The sequence below is a fragment of the Dysosmobacter sp. genome (genome assembly GCF_052306735.1).
In the GTDB taxonomy this organism is placed as follows: domain Bacteria; phylum Bacillota; class Clostridia; order Oscillospirales; family Oscillospiraceae; genus Oscillibacter.
This window is the reverse complement of the sequence record NZ_DAWBAJ010000041.1, coordinates 1-17,967: the sequence shown is the minus strand read 5'-3', so window position 1 is coordinate 17,967 and position 17,967 is coordinate 1. Positions and strand designations below refer to the sequence as shown.

At 61.3% G+C, this 17,967-nt stretch carries 21 protein-coding genes and 1 pseudogene; 11 read left to right on the top strand and 11 right to left on the bottom strand.

Annotated elements, in window-relative coordinates:
- On the top strand, positions 1 to 413 hold a 413-nt coding region (pgsA, locus tag ACT67G_RS09710), incomplete at its 5' end, for a CDP-diacylglycerol--glycerol-3-phosphate 3-phosphatidyltransferase (protein ID WP_443664098.1).
- Positions 414 to 523: 110 nt separating this feature from the next.
- Here pgsA and ACT67G_RS09705 read toward each other — a convergent pair.
- Entirely contained in the window at positions 524 to 1,234 is a 711-nt protein-coding gene (locus ACT67G_RS09705; protein WP_443664097.1) for a helix-turn-helix domain-containing protein, read from the bottom strand.
- Between the two features lie 480 nt (positions 1,235 to 1,714).
- On the opposite strand from ACT67G_RS09705, the gene epsC reads away from it, so the two are divergent.
- From epsC to ACT67G_RS09675, 6 genes are all read left to right on the top strand, one after another.
- Positions 1,715 to 2,392, top strand: a complete 678-nt coding sequence (epsC, locus tag ACT67G_RS09700; RefSeq protein WP_325244034.1) for a serine O-acetyltransferase EpsC — start codon at positions 1,715 to 1,717, stop codon at positions 2,390 to 2,392.
- Positions 2,393 to 2,394: 2 nt separating this feature from the next.
- Complete coding sequence (gene cysS / locus ACT67G_RS09695; protein WP_443664096.1) at positions 2,395 to 3,840, top strand: cysteine--tRNA ligase; 1,446 nt, start codon at positions 2,395 to 2,397, stop codon at positions 3,838 to 3,840.
- A 144-nt stretch (positions 3,841 to 3,984) separates the two neighbouring features.
- Positions 3,985 to 4,539 carry a helix-turn-helix domain-containing protein gene (locus tag ACT67G_RS09690; RefSeq protein ID WP_325244038.1) on the top strand — a complete coding sequence of 185 codons (555 nt, stop codon included), beginning with the start codon at positions 3,985 to 3,987 and terminating at the stop codon, positions 4,537 to 4,539.
- A 15-nt stretch (positions 4,540 to 4,554) separates the two neighbouring features.
- A complete protein-coding gene (locus ACT67G_RS09685; protein ID WP_443664095.1) occupies positions 4,555 to 5,037 on the top strand; it encodes a GNAT family N-acetyltransferase in 483 nt (160 codons plus the stop codon).
- Between the two features lie 119 nt (positions 5,038 to 5,156).
- The gene (locus tag ACT67G_RS09680) at positions 5,157 to 5,705 is read left to right on the top strand and encodes an RNA polymerase sigma factor (RefSeq protein WP_443664094.1); all 549 of its coding nucleotides are present in this window, start codon (positions 5,157 to 5,159) and stop codon (positions 5,703 to 5,705) included.
- Entirely contained in the window at positions 5,702 to 7,201 is a 1,500-nt protein-coding gene (locus ACT67G_RS09675; RefSeq protein WP_443664093.1) for a hypothetical protein, read from the top strand. The genes ACT67G_RS09680 and ACT67G_RS09675 overlap by 4 nt, the downstream gene beginning before the upstream one ends.
- Positions 7,202 to 7,244: 43 nt before the next feature.
- On the opposite strand, the gene ACT67G_RS09670 is transcribed toward ACT67G_RS09675, so the two are convergent.
- Together ACT67G_RS09670 and ACT67G_RS09665 are read right to left on the bottom strand one after the other, a co-directional pair.
- Positions 7,245 to 7,799, bottom strand: coding sequence for a biotin transporter BioY (locus ACT67G_RS09670; RefSeq protein WP_443664092.1), 555 nt, complete (start codon positions 7,797 to 7,799; stop codon positions 7,245 to 7,247).
- A 134-nt stretch (positions 7,800 to 7,933) separates the two neighbouring features.
- Entirely contained in the window at positions 7,934 to 8,503 is a 570-nt protein-coding gene (locus ACT67G_RS09665; protein WP_325244048.1) for a uracil-DNA glycosylase, read from the bottom strand.
- A 109-nt stretch (positions 8,504 to 8,612) separates the two neighbouring features.
- Between ACT67G_RS09665 and ACT67G_RS09660 the strand changes: the two genes are divergently transcribed.
- Positions 8,613 to 9,134, top strand: a complete 522-nt coding sequence (locus ACT67G_RS09660; RefSeq protein WP_443664091.1) for a putative ABC transporter permease — start codon at positions 8,613 to 8,615, stop codon at positions 9,132 to 9,134.
- A 9-nt stretch (positions 9,135 to 9,143) separates the two neighbouring features.
- Here ACT67G_RS09660 and ACT67G_RS09655 read toward each other — a convergent pair whose 3' ends face one another.
- Both ACT67G_RS09655 and ACT67G_RS09650 read right to left on the bottom strand, forming a co-directional pair.
- On the bottom strand, positions 9,144 to 9,887 hold the full coding sequence (locus ACT67G_RS09655; protein WP_325247226.1) for a hypothetical protein: 744 nt from the start codon (positions 9,885 to 9,887) through the stop codon (positions 9,144 to 9,146).
- The gene (locus ACT67G_RS09650; RefSeq protein WP_443664090.1) at positions 9,884 to 10,837 is read right to left on the bottom strand and encodes a lysophospholipase; all 954 of its coding nucleotides are present in this window, start codon (positions 10,835 to 10,837) and stop codon (positions 9,884 to 9,886) included. The genes ACT67G_RS09655 and ACT67G_RS09650 overlap by 4 nt, the downstream gene beginning before the upstream one ends.
- Positions 10,838 to 10,967: 130 nt before the next feature.
- Here ACT67G_RS09650 and glpK point away from each other — a divergent pair, with 130 nt between their 5' ends.
- The 3 genes from glpK to ACT67G_RS09635 all read left to right on the top strand — a co-directional run bounded on the left by glpK (position 10,968) and on the right by ACT67G_RS09635 (position 14,306).
- Positions 10,968 to 12,479, top strand: a complete 1,512-nt coding sequence (gene glpK / locus ACT67G_RS09645) for a glycerol kinase GlpK (protein ID WP_325247224.1) — start codon at positions 10,968 to 10,970, stop codon at positions 12,477 to 12,479.
- A 125-nt stretch (positions 12,480 to 12,604) separates the two neighbouring features.
- Positions 12,605 to 13,021 (top strand): zinc ribbon domain-containing protein, encoded by a 417-nt coding sequence (locus ACT67G_RS09640; protein ID WP_325247223.1) that lies wholly within the window; start codon positions 12,605 to 12,607, stop codon positions 13,019 to 13,021.
- A gap of 172 nt (positions 13,022 to 13,193) precedes the next feature.
- Positions 13,194 to 14,306 carry an SLC13 family permease gene (locus ACT67G_RS09635; protein ID WP_443664089.1) on the top strand — a complete coding sequence of 371 codons (1,113 nt, stop codon included), beginning with the start codon at positions 13,194 to 13,196 and terminating at the stop codon, positions 14,304 to 14,306.
- A 57-nt stretch (positions 14,307 to 14,363) separates the two neighbouring features.
- Here ACT67G_RS09635 and ACT67G_RS09630 read toward each other — a convergent pair whose 3' ends face one another.
- The 6 genes and pseudogenes from ACT67G_RS09630 to ACT67G_RS09605 form a co-directional block, all read right to left on the bottom strand.
- On the bottom strand, positions 14,364 to 14,900 hold the full coding sequence (locus tag ACT67G_RS09630) for a M48 family metallopeptidase (RefSeq protein ID WP_443664088.1): 537 nt from the start codon (positions 14,898 to 14,900) through the stop codon (positions 14,364 to 14,366).
- Positions 14,901 to 14,996: 96 nt separating this feature from the next.
- Positions 14,997 to 15,530: a hypothetical protein gene (locus tag ACT67G_RS09625; RefSeq protein ID WP_443664087.1), complete on the bottom strand. Its 534-nt coding sequence runs from the start codon at positions 15,528 to 15,530 to the stop codon at positions 14,997 to 14,999.
- A complete protein-coding gene (locus ACT67G_RS09620; RefSeq protein WP_443664086.1) occupies positions 15,523 to 16,317 on the bottom strand; it encodes a DUF1700 domain-containing protein in 795 nt (264 codons plus the stop codon). Before ACT67G_RS09620 ends, ACT67G_RS09625 begins: the two co-directional genes overlap by 8 nt.
- Entirely contained in the window at positions 16,314 to 16,631 is a 318-nt protein-coding gene (locus ACT67G_RS09615) for a PadR family transcriptional regulator (protein ID WP_443664085.1), read from the bottom strand. Before ACT67G_RS09615 ends, ACT67G_RS09620 begins: the two co-directional genes overlap by 4 nt.
- Positions 16,632 to 16,778: 147 nt before the next feature.
- A complete protein-coding gene (locus ACT67G_RS09610) occupies positions 16,779 to 17,705 on the bottom strand; it encodes a SufB/SufD family protein (protein WP_443664084.1) in 927 nt (308 codons plus the stop codon).
- Positions 17,702 to 17,967: pseudogene (locus ACT67G_RS09605) on the bottom strand (ABC transporter ATP-binding protein); the annotation flags it as partial. The pseudogene ACT67G_RS09605 and the gene ACT67G_RS09610, both read right to left, overlap by 4 nt.

Here is a 17,967-nt window from a genome sequence, read left to right as displayed (position 1 = left end):
TCATCATCGCCAGCCTCACGGACATGCTGGACGGCAAGATCGCCCGGAAGTACAATCTGGTAACAGACTTCGGCAAGTTTGCCGATCCCCTGGCGGACAAGATGCTGGTGACAGCGGCCATGCTGTGGTTTGTGGAGATCGGGCAGATGCCCGCCTGGGCGCTGCTGATCGTTATCATCCGGGAGTTTGCCGTCAGCGGCCTGCGGATGATCGCCTCCGACAAGGGGCGGGTCATCGCCGCCGGCTGGTCCGGCAAGGTGAAGACCGCCTCCACCATGGTGTGCATCGTGGTGATGTTTTTACCCATCCCGCCCGTGGTGAATACCATCTGCGTGTGGATCATCGCCCTCACCACCCTCTACTCCGGTGTGGAGTACTTCGCCAAGAACAAGGACATCATCGCCTCTGCATAAAGAATGATGAAAAAGCCGCGGGCAATGCCCGCGGCTTTTTGTGCATCTGAAAACAAGAGGGGCTGCAGCAGAGAAAAGGTTTCTGAGGGTGAGAAGATACCAATGCCGTATCAAAAGAAATAGAAAAAGGCCGCAATCATGAGTACCACCACATCCACGGCCGCTACCACGATCCAAAAGCTGCTGCTGCTCTGTAGGGAATCCCGTGGAGGCAATTCCATCCCTTTGGAGCCGTTTTTGAGAACGTCCTCCGGCTCACCATGATCTTCCACAATACGCAGCCAGGGAAAGAGATAGGGGTTCAGATGGGCTGTCAGATACTGGGCGGCGGTGTCTGTGAGATCCCGCCGCAGCACCACTTTGCCGCTGGAACCCTTCGCCTGTACCTGTTGGGCCTTCTCCCGGGTCATACCGCAGTAGCGGATCAGCATTTGTTCGGCATGCACATTGGCATAGTACTGACTGGTGGCTACCAGGGCGTAACGTGGACCGCGAGGCGGCATCGTGGGCAAAGGATAGCCGCAGGTGGGGCAGATGGAACCCTCCACAGCCCGGCCGCAGCAGGGACAGGTGTCCGGCAGTGTGTAGACGGGGGGTGTCTGGTCGTCGGATTCCTCCGGCTCTTTGCCCAGCAGCACATAGTCCGCCGATACGTGCAGTGCCTTGCACAGCCGAGCCACGGTGACGGCGTCCGGCACCGTCTGCCCGCTCTCCCACTTGCTCACCGCCTGACGGGTGACCCCAAGAAGTTCCCCCAGCTGTTCCTGGGTAAGTCCCGCCAGCTTGCGCGCCGCGGTGATGCGATCCTTCAGCTCTTCCATGGAATCCCCCCTTTTTCCTTGTAAAGAGCATATCAAATCTTTGGGTGCTTGACAAGCGACTTCCGGGAGCATCTTGTCAACAGTCCGTTGACAAGATGCTTCTTTCCCTTGCCGCCCAGGCATTTGGGCACCGGACGGGGCAGCGGGCGGGCAAAAAACCACCACGCCTGGGTGGGGACTTGACACCTGGGACAAATCCTGCTAATATGCTAAGGTAAATTGAATAGCGTGATGATCGGGAAGAGTACCGGCATAAACCAAAGGACAGAGAGGGCGCGTCACCGGCTGCAAGCGTGCCTACGGCGGCGGCTGGGAAAGTGCGCCCGGGAGCGCGGGGGATGTGGATGCCCTCCGCCTGGCCTGCGTCAACGGCTTCCTTGAGTGATAAAAGAGAGTGGAACCGCGATTCGTCGCCTCTCGTACTATGTGGTACGGGAGGCGCTTTTTGTTTCTCCCGGCTCGACACAAGGAGTTTTTTTCATGGCAAAACGAGTGACCCGTCTGGGCGGATTGCTTTCCGCCTACCAGCGCCGCGATCCTGCGGCCCGCAGCAAGCTGGAGGTTTTCCTCCTCTATCCCGGCGTACATGCCATCCTCTACCACCGTCTGGCCCACTGGCTCTATCAGCACCGGCTGTTCCTGCCGGCCCGTTTTGTGTCCCAGTGGAGCCGGTTCTGGACCGGCATTGAGATCCATCCCGGCGCCACCATCGGCCACCGCCTGGTCATCGACCACGGCATGGGCATCGTCATCGGTGAGACCGCCGAGATTGGTGATGACTGCCTGCTCTACCAGGGTGTTACCCTGGGGGGCACCGGCAAGGATCAGGGAAAGCGCCACCCCACATTGGGGAATAATGTGCTGGTAGGTTCCGGTGCCCGGGTGCTGGGCCCCTTCAAGGTGGGGGACAATGCCCGCATTGCCGCCGGTGCGGTGGTACTGCGGGAGGTACCGCCGGGATGCACCGCCGTGGGCGTTCCCGCCCGGATCGTCCGGGTCCAGGGCAAGCCCGTCTACTATGCGGACGATGTGGATCAGATCCACATGGAAGACCCGGTGGTGCGGGAGATGAGCGCCCTGACCCAGCGGATCGAAAAACTGGAGCAAGAGCTCAAACAACTATCCAATGAACATTCTGCGAAAGAGAGGTCTGCCTGATTATGTATTTATATAACTCCGCCAGCCATAAAAAAGAGGAATTCGTTCCCAACCACCCGGACATCGTAAAGATGTACACCTGCGGCCCGACGGTCTATCACTACGCCCACATCGGTAACCTGCGCTCCTACATCATGGAGGATGTGTTGGAGAAGTACCTGCGTTACCTGGGCTACAACGTCAAGCGGGTCATGAACATCACCGACGTGGGGCACCTGACCTCCGATGCCGATACCGGCGAGGACAAGATGCTCAAGGGCGCGCATCGGGAGCACAAGACCGTCATGGAGATCGCCAAGTTCTACACCGACGCCTTCTTTGAGGATTGCCGTAAGCTCAACATCAAGCGGCCCGACGTGGTGGAGCCCGCAACAAATTGCATCGATGAGTATATCAAGATCATCTCCAAACTGATGGATACCGGCTACGCCTATGCCGCCGGCGGCAATATCTATTTCGATACCTCCAAGCTGGAGCGCTACTATATCTTCAACGACCACGACGCCGATGATCTGGCGGTGGGCGTCCGGGAGGGCGTGGAGGAGGACACCAACAAGCGCAACAAGAACGACTTCGTCCTCTGGTTCACCAAGTCCAAGTTTGAAGATCAGGCCCTCAAGTGGGATTCTCCCTGGGGCGTGGGCTATCCCGGCTGGCATATCGAGTGCTCCGGCATCTCCATGAAGCACCTGGGCGAGGACCTGGACATCCACTGCGGCGGCATCGACAACGCCTTCCCCCACCACACCAACGAGATCGCCCAGTCGGAGGCTTATCTGGGGCATCACTGGTGCAATTACTGGATGCACGTGCTGCACCTGAACACCGCCCACGGTAAGATGAGCAAGTCCAAGGGTGAGTTCCTGACGGTCTCCCTGCTGGAGGAAAAGGGCTACGATCCCCTGGCTTACCGGTTCTTCTGCCTCCAGAGCCACTACCGCAAGAGCCTGGTGTTCACCTGGGAGAATCTGGACAATGCCCAGGGTGCCTACACCAAACTCCTCAAGCGGGTGGCTGCCCTGAAGGATGACGGCACTCCCGTGGACCAGGCAGTGGTGGAGGCGTATTCCGCCAAGTTCCGCCAGGTAATGGACAACGATCTCAACACCTCCATGGGCATCACCGCTCTCTACGATGTCCTCAAGGCCGACACCAACGATGCCACCAAGCTGGCGCTGCTGGGGAGCTTTGATACGGTGCTGGGGCTGCGCCTCCTGGAAAAGGCGGCGGAGCTGCGTCAGCAGGCGGCTGCTCAGACGACCGCGGCGGCGGGTGACTACACCGTCACCGGCGAGGGGGATCCCGCCATCGACGCGCTGGTGATGCAGCGCTACGAGGCCAAGAAGGCCAAGAACTTTGCCGAGGCGGACCGGATCCGGGACGAACTCAAGGCCCAGGGGATTGAGATCACCGATACCAAGGGCGGCGCCAGCTGGCGGCACGTATAAAGGCAGACGCAAACAAAGCGCGGCGGAAATCCGCCGCGCTTTGTTCTGCCTGAATCGACAACGCTTGACAAAATTCTGCGGCTCGGATACTATAAGAGAGAAAATTTTCAATATAATGGCCGATTTGCCGGAGGAGAGACGAAGATGGAACTGAACCGGGCAGTGGCGGAAAACATCAAGCGCATCCGGAAGACCAAAAAACTCAGCATGGAGCGCACGGCGGAACTGGCGGGGGTCTCCCGCAGCATGCTGGGCCAGATCGAGCGGGGGGAGGCCAATCCCTCTGTGGCCATTCTGGGCAAGATCGCCACAGCGCTGAAGGTGCCTGCCCAGGTGCTGATGGAAAACGACGGGTTCGAGGCCTTTCTCCTCAGCCGGGAGCTGGACAACAAGCCTGCCCGGCTGGACGGAGGCAAGGTGCTGCTGCGGCCTTCCTTCCCCTATGACGAGGTGACCCGGCAGGAGACCTTTTTCCTGGATCTGTACATCAGCGGCAAATATTGCCCGGAGGTGTCGGTACCGGGCTGCGTGTGCCACGCCACGGTGCTCTCCGGTACGGTGCAGGTCACGGCCCAGGGAGAGCAGCTGCAGCTCCAGGAGCGGGATGCCCTGCGCTTTGCTGCAGACCAGCCCTATGGGTTTGAGAACATGTTCAATTCCACTGCCCGGCTGCTGCTGGCCTATCAATATTTAAAATAAGAGGAGCGTTTTTCCATGCATATCCGCACTGCTACCATGGATGATCTGGATGCCGTCACGGCGGTGGAGGCCGCCTGTTTCCCGGCGGCCGAGGCTGCCACACGGGACGAGTTCGCGGCCCGCCTGGCGGTCTACCCCAACCACTTCTGGCTGCTGGAGGAGGACGGCCGCCTGGTGAGCTTCATCAACGGTCTGGTCAGCGACGAGCCCACCATCCGGGACGAGATGTTTGCCGATGCCGCCTTCCATAATGAGCGCGGCGCCTGGCAGATGGTCTTCGGTGTAAACACCCTGCCGGAGTACCGCCGCCGGGGCCTGGCGGGAGAAGTGATGCGGCAGGTGATCGCCGATGCCCGCTCCCAGGGCCGCAAGGGCTGCGTTCTCACCTGCAAGGATCGTCTGGTACACTACTACGAGACCTTCGGCTACCGCAGCGAGGGGGTGTCCGCCTCTACCCACGGCGGCGCCGTCTGGTACGATATGCGTCTGACCTTTTAAAAAGCGGAGCATCTGCTCCGCTTTTTTCTAAAAATTTTTCCGGCAGTGCAAGGTGCGCCCCGGGAATTCCGTCTATATGGGTAAGAGGAAAGGACGAGAGGCGCAAAAGGGGTGAAAGCATGGAAGATGCCCAGATCGTGGAGCTGTACTGGCAGCGGGATGAGTCCGCCATTTGGGAGACGGATACCAAATACGGGCGGCTGTGCCTGCGCATCGCCCGGAATATCCTGCGGGTATACGCGGATGCCGAGGAATGCGTCAACGATGCCTATCTGGGGGTGTGGAATACAGTACCGCCCCAGCGGCCCTCGGCGTTCCGGGCCTTCTTATGCCGCATTACCCGAAATGTGGCCCTGGACCGCAGCGACTATCTCCATGCTGCCAAGCGGAACGTGGATGCTACCCAGGCCCTGGAGGAGCTGCACCAAGTGGCGGTATTTGACGAGGAGCCCCTGGAGGAGGTGGCGCTGGCCCAGATCATCAACAGCTTTTTGGGGACGCTGGATGCCACGGGACGGAATCTCTTCCTGTGGCGTTACTGGTACTTTGACACAGTGGGAACCATCGCCAAGCGCACCGGATGGTCTGAGAGCAAGGTGACCGCCCGGCTCCACCGGCTGCGCAAAAAGTTCCGGGCCCACCTGGTGCGGGAGGGAGTCACGGTATGAGAGAGCGGGATTTGGACCGGATGCTGGACCTGGTGGAGGACCAGTACCTGACGGCCTCTCAGGATGCAGCCCGGCGGCTGGAACAGAATCCCCCCATCCATTGGAAGCGCTGGGCGGCTCTGGCGGCCTGCGCGGCAATCGTGGTGGCGGGCGCCTTTCGGCTGCTGGGAAACGGCTCATTGTCCATGGGTGGTACCGGCAGCCGGGAAGAGCATGTCTCGGGGGACGTTTTCGATTTTTACGCCGGGCCGGTGCTTCCCCTGACACTGGCGGAGCCGGCGGAGCAGGTAGATGCCGTCCGGCGGGTGACCTGGGATTTTACCGGGTTCGCGGCGCCCCCCATGGAGGAGACTTCCTCCGCCTCATTATCTGCGGACGTCCAGGTGACGGATGAGACGGTGCTCACCAACCACGGCGGCGAGGACCGGACGGTGACGGTGCTGTATCCCGCAGCTGTTTCCCTGCTGGATCTGACGCAGTATCCGCTGCCTACCCTGAATGTGGATGGTGCCGCTGTCCGGACACAAGTGTTTCCCGGCAGCAGGACGGATTCGGTGAGTGAGTGGGCGGACTATGAGGCTCTGCTCTCCGGCGGCGGGTATCTCAAAGAGGCCGTTTCGCCCCTGCCTGATACGGTGCAGAACCTGCTGGCCCAGCAGGTGAGCGTCTATACAGTTGATTATGCCCGGGTGACTGCCGGGGAGAGCGGAAATCCAAGCGCGGGCATCCGCCTCCATATCGACCCGGACCGGACGTCCCTGCTGGCTTATGGCTTCGGATCCTTGGCGCAGGATGAGCCCGGTGAGATGGAGATCGGATTTCCAATTTCGGAGGACCGGGAGGATACGCCCCACTGTCTGATTTTCCTGGGAGAGGATCCGGGGATCGGTCCGGTACAGGCGTACAGCAAGCTGGGGCGGGAGCCCCAGGAGGATCTGGAAGTAACTGCGGATGTCACCCGGCAGGAGATGACGCTGGAGGAGATCCTGGAGCCGCTGGCCCTGGCGTTTTACGGACAGCAGGAGGATCTGAAGCAAATCTGCTCCTTCCAGGACTTTTATACCCTCTTTTGCCGGGATCTCACTGCTTCCTTCCCGGGGCCCGGCCGGGCCATGGAGCTTACCGGCTGGCCGGGAGAGGATCTGGAGAACCTTTTGAGCCGGACAGGCTGGATGAACCGGGTGTGGTACACGGCGGCGGAAGTTACCATTCCCGCGGGGGGCAGCGTCACAGTCACCGCGCAGATGATCCGGCCGGCCAGCCGGGATCACGGATATGGGAATTCCAAGGTGTACGGCTATGATTTGGCGATAGACCTGGATTCCAACCTGACCTTTACGGCTGCCAATGCCTCCTTGGAGAATACCGGCGGCATCCGGATCACGGGGCAGAATTTCGGCTTTGACCTGGAGAACGGGATCACGGAGGTGTCCTTGGATTTGGAACAGTCCCGGTATTATCTGGAGGTGTGTCAAAAAGGCGGCAGTGATCCCTGAAACATAAATACCCCGGCCTGTTGACGCAGGCCGGGGCGTTTTTTCATCGCAGGAACCGGGAGACCCGGCGGGCCAGCAGTGCCGCCAGAGCCAGTTTGGCGAGATCCGGGATCACAAAGGGGAATACGCACCATCCCAGGGCGGTGGCAAGACCGATGGGGCCGGAGTTCCGGGCGTAGAGTACCATGAACCAGATGGTGCCGAAAATGTAACAGACCAGCAGTCCCAGCACCATGGCCAGGATGGAGACCGGGAGCCGTTCTCCCAGCCAAGCAGTCATCAGCCAGTACACTGCCGCCATGGCGAAAAAGCCCAGAATATAACCGCCGGTGGTACCCAGCAGGGTTCCGGGCCCGCCCTGAAATCCGGAAAACACAGGCAGCCCTACAAAGCCCAGCAGAAGGTAAACCCCCACGGCCCAGGTGCCCCGCCGGCCTCCCAGAACAAAGAGGGCTGTGCAGATCCCGAAAGTCTGCATGGTAAAGGGTACCGCGGCGGGGACGGTAATCCAGGCGCACACCGCGATGAGCCCGGCAAAGAGGGCGATATATGCAAGATCCAGCGTCCGCAGATGATGGCGGGAGGCGGCGGTTGACATGGAAAATACTCCTTTCATGGAAAACTGTATGGAAGTATAGCATGGGAATCTCGAGATGTCAACCCGTATAAATTTATTGGTTTACAATAGAAGGCGAAGGCAGGAGCCGGGATGCTCCCGGCTCCTGCCGTTTTTCAGATCTCCGTGTGGGTGCAGACCTCCCGGATCTTGGCCTGGATAGACTTGAGGTCTTCAAAGGTCTCCGGCCGCTTGCCCACGTCCCGCAGCAGTGCCGCCGGGTGATAGATGGCAGTCATCTGCACACCCTTGCGTTCAAACCACTGTCCGTGTTCGGCAGTGATCTTGAAATCTTCCTTGATGATGACCTTGGCGGCAATGCGGCCCAAGCAGACGATGATTTTGGGGCGCAGCAGCGCCGTCTGCCGCCGCAGGAAACCGATACAGGCATCCTGTTCCACGTTCAGGGGATCCCGGTTCCCCGGGGGACGGCACTTGACGATGTTGGCGATATACACCTTGGTACGGTCCAATCCGATGATCTCCAGCATGTCGTCCAGCAGCATCCCGGCCTTGCCCACAAAGGGGATGCCCTGCTCATCCTCATGCTGGCCCGGTCCTTCACCCACCAGCAGGATCTCCGCATCCTGGGCACCGTCGCCAAAGACCACATTGGTGCGGGTTTGGGCCAGGGCGCAGCCCTGGCAGCGCAGGCAATCCTGCCGCAGTGCTTCCCATTGATCCACAGGCGCACCTCCTTCCATGAAGCTTAGTCTAGCATGAAAGCGGCGCCTTCGCAATCGGCTGCATGAAAAAATCTCCGGCGGGACACACTGCCGGAGAAGGAGGAATGGGATGCAGGCGTGGTTTTGGCAATTCCTGCTGTATAGTTTTTTGGGATACCTGCTGGAAAAAGGATTTGCGGCCCTCTCCGGCTCACCCCGGCAGACCCGAAAGTGTTTTCTTTTGCTGCCGCTGTGCCCGGTGTATGGGCTGGGGGTTCTGGCGGTGCTGGCCCTGCCGGAGAAGCTGGTGGACAATCCGGCAGAGCTGGCGTTCTGGGGCGGGCTCACCGCCACCGCCGTGGAGTACGGGGTGCATGTTCTCTATGACCGGCTCCTGGGGGTCCGGTTTTGGGACTACTCCGGTGTCTGGGGAAACCTGCGGGGACGGGTGTGTGTCCCGTTTTCCCTGGCCTGGGGAGTGCTGCTGGCGGCATGGCTGCCCTGGTTCCAGCCTTTGGCCCGGCAGTGGACGACGGCGGTTCCGCCTTGGGCCACCTATGCCGCGCTGCTGATTTTGGCGGCAGACGGAGCGGTCTCAGTCCGCCTTTTGTACCTGGCCCGAGATCCGGAAGTGCTGCGGCTGACTCCTTAGCCGGGCGTTTCAGTGCTCCGTATGAGGACGGCGGGAACGGCCGTGGGCAGCCAGTGCCCGTTTTTGCTGGCACAGGTGTTCCTGGCAGGCGGCACAGCGGAGGGCGTCGTTGCTGGCTTCAAAAAAACGCTCCGGATGGCGCAAAAGCGTCACTTCCCAGCGCACAAAAATAACGGCGGCCAGGAGACAGGCGGAAAGGGCCATGGCATTTTGCAGAGCCAGCAGGGGAGTACAGAGCATTAGATAATCCCAGTCATAGATGCGGCAGGTGGTGCAGCAGCGGTTGTGCATCATCCAGGACTGGAAGGGACAGAAGAAAAGAATGCAAATGATGTCGCTCATCCCGTAGAATCCTGCCAGACATACCAGGAAGCGATCCGTAAGCCATCCCTTGGCATGCCCCAGAAAGAAGACGGCGTTGAAAGCGATCCACACCAGAGCCACGATCAGGGCACCCCGATTGGCCTGCCGGATGTCCTGGGGAGGCACGGCGCGGCCGGTGGGACGGTAGCGCCGGGCAAACTCCTTCTGGCAGCCCAGGCTCTCCACTTTGGAGGGAAAGAGCCGGAAGACCATGGAGACCATCAGCAAAAGCCACAGGATGCTCAAGGGGGAGAGGATCCGGAAGCCGTCGGCCAGATCCCGGTCAAAGCGGTCCGGCACCAAAAGAGCGCCTGCCAGCACCACTGCGAAAGCGGCAGTCCGGGCGGCCAGACACGCGTGATAATAGCGCTGTGTACGGGTGGGATTCATGTGGGGCACGGTTCTCCTTTCTCAGCGAGATAGCGGCTGAGCCACTGGTACAGGTCGTTGTAAACGTCTTCCCGGCAGGCCTCGTTGAAGATCTCATGGCGCAGATCCGGATAGAGCTTCATGGATACATCCCGCACACCGGCTTTCTGGAAGCTGCGGTACGCCCGGCGGACGCCCTTTCCACAATCCCCTACGGGATCCATGGCACCGGAGAGGAACAGCACGGGGGTGTTGGCGTTCATCCGGCGCAGGTTGGCTGGACGGGTGATGTAGGAGATGCCCCAGAGCATTTCCCGGAACAGTCCCGTGGAGGGATCTTCTCCGCACATGGGGTCTGCCAAGTACCGGTCCACATTGCCGGGATCCAGGGAGATCCAGTCAAAGGCGGTGCGGTTGGGGGCGAAGCGTTTGTTGTATGCCCCAAAGGCCAGCTGTCCCACCAGGGGGCTGGAGTGGGTCTCCCCCACACGCCGGGCCTCCCGGGCGGCGATGGCCCGGCCGCCGGCGATCAGGGCAGGGGACATCTGCCCCGTTCCCACCAGTACGGCACCGGAGACGGTGCCGGGGTAGCGGATGAGATAGGTCCTGGCCAGAAAGGAGCCCATGGAGTGGCCCAGCAGAAACCAGGGGACGTCGGGCGCCTGACGGCCCACCTGAGAGCGCAGGGTGTAAAGATCCTCCACCACGTGCATCCAGCTGCCCTTGGGGCCGAAGTACAGCCGGGGCGCTCCAGGCGCCACGGAGGAGCCGTGGCCCAGGTGGTCGTTGCCCACCACGGCGATGCCCCGCTCTGTCAGATATGCGGCCAGAGGCTCATAGCGCAGGATGTATTCCGACACGCCGTGGGCGATCTGCACCACGGCCCGGACCGGACTCTCCGGCAGCCACAGCTCACCGTGGATGGAGGTCTTGGCGTCGGAGGAGAGGAAGCTAAATTTATTTCTGGTCATGGCAAATCACGCCTTCTTGTGATATACTGGTGCCCAACAAATACCGGGCGTTTTTCGCGCCGCCCCGCAGGCGGAAACGGCCTTGTTGTCAGAATAACACAGTTTGGCGGAAAATGCCAGAGGAGGGCATATGGAAAGTTTTGTCGTCGCCCTGGACCAGGGTACCACCAGTTCCCGCGCCATCTTGTTCAACCGCTCCGCTGAAATCGTCGCCCGGGCCCAGTATCCCTTCCGGCAGATCTACCCCCAGCCCGGCTGGGTGGAGCACGATCCCATGGAGATCTGGGCCACGGAGCGCCGGGCCCTGGCGGAGGTGGTGGACAGCGCCCACATCGACCCCAAGCAGATCGCCGCCATCGGCATCACCAACCAGCGGGAGACCACGATCCTCTGGGACCGCCGTACCGGCGAGCCGGTGCACAACGCCATCGTCTGGCAGTGCCGCCGCACGGCGGGCATCTGTGACCGGCTGAAGGCCGACGGCCTGGGGGAGACGGTGACGGAGCGGACGGGACTGCTGATCGACGCCTATTTCTCCGGGACCAAGATCCGCTGGATGCTGGATCATGTGCCGGGGCTGCGGCAGCGGGCGGAGCGGGGAGAGCTGTGTGCCGGAACGGTAGACTCCTGGCTCATCTGGAACCTCACCCGTGGTGCTGCCCATGTGACGGACTACTCCAACGCCTCCCGCACCATGCTCTTCAATATCCACACCCTCCAATGGGACGCAGAGCTGTGTGGGGCGCTGGAGATCCCCATGTCGCTGCTGCCGGAGCCGGTATCCAACTGCCGGGAGTACGGCCGGGTAGCTCCGGGGATCCCGGGGCTGGAGGATCTTGCGGGCATCCCCATCTGCGGCAGCGCCGGCGACCAGCCGGCGGCGCTGTTCGGACAGGCCTGCTTCACCCCGGGCCAGGCAAAAAACACCTACGGCACCGGTTGTTTTACCCTGATGAACGTGGGGCAGACCCCGGTGCGCTCAGGCGCGGGGCTGGTGACGTCTGTGGCCTGGAGCCTGGGAGGAACTACCACCTATGCCCTGGAGGGCAGTGTCTTCAATGCTGGCAGCACCATCCAGTGGCTGCGGGACGAACTGGGGCTCATCTCCAGCGCGCCGGAGTGCGACCGACTGGCGGAGAGCGTGCCGGATGCAGGGGGCGTTTTTATCGTACCTGCTTTCACGGGCCTTGGCGCCCCCTATTGGGACATGTACGCCCGGGGTACCATCGTGGGCATTACCCGGGGCACCACCCGGGCCCACATTGCCCGGGCGGTACTGGATTCCATCGCCTATCAGGTGGCGGATCTCATGGAGGCCATGCAGGCGGATGCACCCTGCCCCATCACTGCCCTGCGGGTGGACGGCGGAGCCTCTGTCAGCGATATCATGATGCAGACCCAGGCGGATCTGCTGCGGCTGCCGGTGGACCGCCCCGCCCAGGTGGAAACCACCGCCTTCGGCGCAGCGGCCCTGGCGGGACTGTGCGCCGGAGTGTGGCGTGATCTTGGTGAGCTGGAGGGCCTGCGCCGCAGCCAGCACGTGTTTTTGCCCCAGCGGGACGCGGATGCGTGTGCGGCGGACTGCGCCCAGTGGCGCCGGGCGGTTTCCCGGGCCCGGAACTGGATTGAAAACGATGTGTAAATTCCCGGGGAAAGCGGTTGCGTTTCCGGGTAAAGTACGCTATACTGTTAGCAATTAGAGGAAGGAAATGGAAATAACAGGAAACCAAAAGACGGCTTTGCACCAAGATGAAAGGGGTAACCAATATGGCATTTTTTGATGAACTGGGCAAAAAGGCACGGGATGTAGCCTATGTGGCGGCGGATAAGGCCCGGGACGTGGCCTCTGTGGCGGCTGACAAAGCTAAGGATGCCGCGGAGCTGACCAAGATCAGCGTGGCCATTGCCGGCGAGCAGCGTGAGATGGATAAGAACTACCGCACCATCGGCGAGTGGTTCGTCAGCGAGTACGAGGGCGAGATCCCCGACGCTGTGCGGGATCTGGTGGAAGCGGTGAACGCCTCCAAGGCCCGCATCGCCGATCTGGAGGCCAGCAAGCCCTCTTGGGACAGCGACGATCCGGAAGTGGTGGTAGAGGTTCCGCTGATGAAGACCTGCCCCATCTGCGGCGCCCAGTCCGACAGCAAGTTCTGCCCCCAGTGCGGTGCTCCCATGGGCGAGTGAGCTTTTAACAGATCAGCAATCCCCCCGGATAGATCATCCGGGGGGATTTTTACACATGCCGCAGGCGGATTGTGGAAAATTCTCCTTGGCCGGACTGTTAAAATCTTGCAAAAGAATCCAGGCTGTGGTATGGTAGTAGCCGGATTTTTTCAGACCGGGGAGGAGAGGCGTTATGAGAGCCCGCCTGCGGAGCTTTTTCAAACGGGAGACAGTCCTGTGTGTGGCGGCGGTGTGTGCCGTGCTGACCATGCTGGCCGTACCGCCGGACAGCGCGTACTGGGGCTATATCGATTTGCGGGTGCTGTGCCTGCTGCTGTGCCTGATGGCAGTGGTGGCGGGCTTCCAGTCCTGCGGGGCATTCCGGTGGCTGGCTGCGGCATTGCTGCGGCGCTGCGGAGGCCCCCGGCGGCTGGGGGTGACGCTGGTGCTGTTGCCCTTTTTTACCTCCATGCTGGTGACAAATGATGTGGCCCTCATCACCTTTGTGCCTTTCACGCTGCTGCTGCTGGAACAGCTGGACTGTCCCCACTCGGCGGTGCCGGTGCTGGTGCTGCAGACCATGGCTGCCAACCTGGGCAGCATGGCGACCCCCGTGGGCAATCCCCAGAACCTGTATCTCTACGGGGCCTATGGTCTCTCCGCCGGAGACTTTTTTACCGTGCTGCTGCCACTGACCATTGTGAGCCTGGTGGGATTGACCGTGGCGGCGGTGCCGGTGCTGCCCGGCGCGCTGGAAACGCCCAACATGGCGGCCCAGACCATCGAGAGCCCCAAGAAGCTGGGGATGTACGGCGTGCTGTTCTTGCTGTGCCTTATGACAGTGTTCCGTGTATTGCCCTACGGCGTGCTGACGGTGATCGTGCTGGCGGTCCTGGCTGCGGCAGACCGGCAGCGGCTGCGGCAGCTGGATGTGAGCCTGCTGGCTACCTTTGTTTGTTTCTTTGTCGTCTCCGGAAACCTGGGCCGGGTGGAAGCGGTGCGGGAGGCTCTGCAGAGCCTGCTCTCTGCCAGCACCCTGGCTACCTCCGTCCTCACCAGCCAGATCATCAGCAATGTGCCGGCGGCGGTGCTGCTCTCCGGCTTTACGGATAACTGGCGGGAACTGCTGATCGGCGTGGACATCGGCGGCCTGGGTACCCCCATCGCCTCCCTGGCCAGCCTCATCACCCTCAAGGCGTACCTGCGCTGGCCCGGTGCCCGGCCGGGACGGTTCCTGGCGGTGTTCACCGTGGGGAATGTGCTGGGCCTGGCTATTTTGTGGGGCGTGGCATTGCTGCTGGGATGAGACTTCATAATATGTGAAAAGCGTCCTCCGGAGAAAGAAACTCCGGGGGACGTTTTTTTAAGGTTCCGGCATGTTGGGACGGCGCAGCAGCTGCTTGCGTTCCCGGTAATCCGGCAGGTATTGCTCCAGCAGGGCGTAGAAGCCGGGGCCGTGGTTCTTCACCCGGATGTGGCACAGCTCATGGACCACTACCAGGTCGATGGCCTGGGGCGGGTAGTTGGCCAGAAAACAGGAGAAGGAGAGGCTGTTTTTTCCGCTGCAGCTGCCGTAGTGGGTGCGGGCGGCGGTAATCCGCATTCCGGTGGGTACCAGGCCCGTGACGCCGCTCCAGTAGGCCACCCGGGGTTCCAACACCGCCCGGGCCCGCCTTTTCAGCTCCGTCAGCTCCTCCGGGGAGGGGGCGGGAGGTGCCAGCTGCGCCCGGCGGCGCTGGGCCTCCAGGTGTTTGGCGATCCAGTCCGCATGGGCGCGGACAAAGATATCGATTTGGCTGCGGGACGCCCGCAGGGGGGCCCGCACCACCACCCGGCAGTCCCGGGTAATCTCCAGCGCCAGCGTTTTCCGGCGGGAGCGGATCAGTTCATATGTTTCCATGGTGCCTACTTTAGCATGGATCCTGCGCAAATACAAGGGCGGCGGCAAAATGAACCGATCCGCGGGGAGCCCTTGTGCGCCCCGCGGATCGTTGGATTATGGAAGAAGGATCCGGCCGACGTCGGCAGGATTGGCCGTGATGACGATCTCATTTATCTGCACGGGCAGATACGTTCCCAGCTGGTGATTCCGGATGTCCGAGAGGATCTGGTCCTTGCAGCTAAGGAGCATCGCCAGCTCATCGCCGGAGTACCATCCCAAATGGAGCAGCTCCATGTTTTCCTCCGGCCAGTAGTCATTCCATATGTTGATCTCCGGCCCGGCGGTGTCGTAGGAGGCCTCCAGCTCAAGCGTGCCGGGGGCGACGGTGTCGCTGCTTTCCAGGCGGCAGACATCCTCCAGGCGGACGTCGGAATCATAGACGTCCAGATAATTCTGGAGCTGGACGGTACTGTTGGAAGATTCCAGGGAAACCGTAAGGGTCTGCGTGCGGTTTTCCATGGGCTGGATCAGCTGGCGTCCGCTGTACGAGAAGGAGGAGACTTCCGCCAGCGTGACCCCTGCGCCGATGCCGCACAGCAGCAAACCAGAGCACAGGATGCCCAACAGGATCAATCGAGTTTTACGCATGGATGAGTCCCTCCTCTTCCGGATCAGAAGTGCATGCTGCGGGCGCTTCTCCCTGGTCATTCACAGTCCGGCGGCGGTGGAACAGTGTCGCGCACAGTCCTACCAGGGCGGCACAGCACAGGACCAGGCCGATACCGCACAGCAGAGGACCTGCCAGGGGGTATCCCTGAACCAGCAGGACTGCAAGAAGACCAATGAACAGCAGCGCCAGCAGTCCCGCTCCCGCGAAGGGGAGGATCACCAGAAGCATCAGCAGATTCCAGGCCAGGTGCGCCAGTGCCGCCAGGAGACGGCTCAGCCAGCGGCCTGCCTGTTTGATGTGCAGGAGCACGGCGTGGGAGCGGGGAGCGTGTGACATGGAAGATGCCTCCTTGTTGGTGTCCTTGGGGCAATGTGTACGGTGTGTCAGTGATTTCAGCTGCTGACCTCTCCGCCGCCACCAGGCGGCGATGCCGCGGCCGCAGCGGCGAAGCCCCTCCGAGATGCTGTGTCCCAGGCGGCAGAACCGGTCCCGGATCCCGGCGGCGGACCGCCGCAGGGCCTGGGCGGCCTGCTTGGGCTGCGCCGGTGTACTGAGACGGCTGGGGTCCACATGGTATGCCTCCAGGATCTCCGCGGCCAGCTGGCCCGGATCTCCAAAGTCCTGGATGGCCTCCTCTTCGGAGAGCCCGCCTGCTATCCGCAGATCGATGTGCTGCGCGTATTCTGCCAAAATATCCTGCTGCTCCGCCTCCTCCAGAATGCGGATGCGGGACTGCAGTTCCTGTAAGAAGTCCTGCTTGTTCATTCCTGATGCTCCTTCAAAAACACGTTCACTTGCTGCGAAAAGCGCAGCCACTCTGCTTCCAGGGAATCCCGGTAGAGAATACCGGCGGCGGTCAGGTGATAGTACTTTCTAGGTGGTCCCTCGGAGGACTCCCGCAGATACGTTTCAAAATAGTGCTCGTTGGTCAGCCGTTTGAGCAGGGGATAGATGGTGCCCTCGTTCACATCCACGACTTTTGATACTTCGGCAACCAGTTCATAGCCGTACATATCCCGTTTTCGCACGGATTCCAGCACGATCAGCTCCAGTACGCCCTTTTTGAACTGTGCGTTCATAACCTCCCCCCTTTGACAGCTATACTATACCAGCTACTATGTATTGTCAAGTACTAAGAATAAAAAAATACCGAGGCGGCTTACAAAGAAGCGGCACGGCGTATACACGCCGTGCCGCTTGGCTGTTTGTCTTGAAAAAGGGGCTTGTCAGGCCAGGAAGCCCTTGAGGATGCAGTCCTCGGCCTCCTCCTCGGTCAGGCCCAGGGTCTCCAGCTTCAGAAGCTGGTCGCCGGCGATCTTGCCGATGGCCGCCTCGTGGATCAGCTGGGCCTCGGTGCAGTTGGCGGTGATCTCCGGGATGGAGCGGATCTTGGCAGAGCCCATGATGATGGAGTCGCACTGCACATGGCCGAAGCACTTGGCGTTGCCCACCATCCGGGGATAGAACACCTGGGAGGAGGTGTCCTGCGCCACGGAGCGGGAGATGACCCGGCCCTTGGCGTCCTCGCCGTCCAGCACGATTTCCATGTCGCTTTCGGCGATCTGCTCCCCGTGGGTCAGCAACCGTTCGGTGACCACGGCCTCGGCGCCCTTGCCGCAGACGATCTTGGTGTAGCGCTTGGTGGAGTCCACACCCCGGATCTGGGTGGTATCCATCTGAATGGTGGCACCCTCGTCCAGGTACACCACAGTCTGGGGGTTCATGATCTTGCCGCCCTTGCCGTCGCCCTCGCCGTAGTGCTTTTCCGTGTAGTGCACCCGGGAGTTCTTGCCCACATGGAAGGTGTGGACGCCGTCATGGCGGGACTCCTGGTCGCCGCAGTTGTGGATGCCGCAGCCGGCCACGATCTCCACGTCGCAGTTTTCCCCAATGTAGAAGTCGTTGTACACCGTCTCCTGGATGCCGGGCTTGGTGATGATGACGGGAATGTGGCAGGTCTCGCCCACCGTGCCGTCCAGGATGCGGATATCAATGCCGCTCTTGCCGTCAGTCCGGTTGTCGATCTTGATGTGCTCGGTGCTCTGACGGCCGTCACAGCCGCAGTCCTTGCGGATGTTGAAGGCGCCCACGGGCTTGCCCAGCATGTCCGCGATCTTTTCCAGAAGCTCCTGATCGATCTGGTTGTCCATCATTTCGTTTCACCTCCGTTGGTGAGTACCGGGCAGCTGCCCAGGGTGTCCGCCAGAATCTGGGGCAGGATCTCCTGCGCGCTGCCGCGATGGCGGATGGCGCCGTCGCCCACTACGATGACCTCGTCCGCCAGGGAGATGATGCGCTCCTGGTGAGAGATGATGATCATGGTAGCGCCGCCGGCGGCGTGGATCTGCTCAAAGGTCTCCGTCAGCCGGGCGAAGCTCCACAGGTCGATGCCCGCCTCCGGCTCGTCGAAGATCA